At 64.0% G+C, this 517-nt stretch carries 1 protein-coding gene; it reads left to right on the top strand.

What is annotated here, in order from left to right:
* Window positions 1–75: 75 nt before the first annotated feature.
* Window positions 76–517 (top strand): CoA transferase (locus Q2M23_RS43910; RefSeq protein ID WP_316399581.1); only part of this gene is annotated, 442 nt, incomplete at its 3' end.

Raw genomic sequence — 517 nt, 5'->3', positions numbered from 1 at the left:
GTCGGCGTGATGTGTCGTACGCGAGACGAATGGCTTGCACATCCGCAGGGTCAATGGCTTGCCAGACGGCCCCCCGTGGAGATCGAAAAGATCGGGGAGAGCGCCCCCATTCCACTGCCTAGTGGCGATCGTCCGCTGACCGGTCTGCGTGTCCTGGACTTTGCGCATGTGCTCGCAGGGCCCGTGACGTCGCGGATGCTGGCCGAGCAAGGCGCTGACGTGCTGCGTATCACGGGCCCGGGCCACCACGACGGCTGGGATACCGCCTTGGACACGGGTGTTGGCAAACGCTCGGCCGATCTCGATTTGGAAGTGCTAGCGGATGTTGAGCGCGCTAAGGAATTGATGCGCTCGGCCGATGTCTTTGTGCAGTCATGGCGGCCGGGGAGTCTGGATCGACGTGGCTTCTCGCCGGAAGAGCTGAGTGAGCTGAGGCCGGGCCTGATCTACGTCTCGGTCAGCGCTTATGGATCAGGCGGCCCTTGGGCAGAGCGCGGGGGATTTAACCAGGTGGGCC

The organism is Bradyrhizobium sp. 33ap4, assembly GCF_032654765.1.
Taxonomy (GTDB): Bacteria; Pseudomonadota; Alphaproteobacteria; order Rhizobiales; family Xanthobacteraceae; genus Bradyrhizobium; species Bradyrhizobium australafricanum.
The sequence above is the reverse complement of the archived record's forward strand: the minus strand, read 5'-3'. Positions and strand labels throughout refer to the sequence as shown.